Origin of the sequence: Liquorilactobacillus sicerae (assembly GCF_029916425.1) — a bacterium.
Classification (GTDB): Bacteria; Bacillota; Bacilli; order Lactobacillales; family Lactobacillaceae; genus Liquorilactobacillus; species Liquorilactobacillus sicerae.
Genome location: NZ_JAHAVQ010000275.1, coordinates 1 through 428 on the forward strand (window position 1 = coordinate 1; position 428 = coordinate 428).

The window sequence follows — 428 nt, forward strand, 5'->3', positions numbered from 1 at the left end:
TTGCTAAAGCGAATATGTCGGGGGCCAAAACCTTTTTCTGTTTTAAAACGAATTGGCTGAGACAATTTTCCATCTTTTGATAGATCGAATGTTAATACTTCGTCACTCCCTAGATCGACAGCCACTAATCGATTATCCGGAGTTAGCCCTGTGAAATGAATATGTGATGATTCCTGTTCTGGGCGGGGACCACTGCCTTCATTTTTGAATTCATCGCTTTGAATTAATTTTTTACCGATAATCTTATAAATAGATACTGATCCTTTATGATAATTTCCAGTAAAGACTAATTGACGTTTTTCATCAACGAATATATAGGCTGGTGAGGATCCATTGGATATTTGTTCGTCGGTTTTTTTGAATGGAATTGTTGAAATATCCCATGCTGATATGCCGCCACGCTGGTCTTGCTTGTCAACCGCGTAAAG

Annotated in this window: 1 protein-coding gene; it reads right to left on the reverse strand. The window is 38.6% G+C overall.

The features are described from left to right. Positions 1-428, reverse strand: a 428-nt coding sequence (locus tag KH893_RS12415) for a beta-propeller fold lactonase family protein (RefSeq protein WP_281166351.1), incomplete at both ends; no start/stop codon positions are given.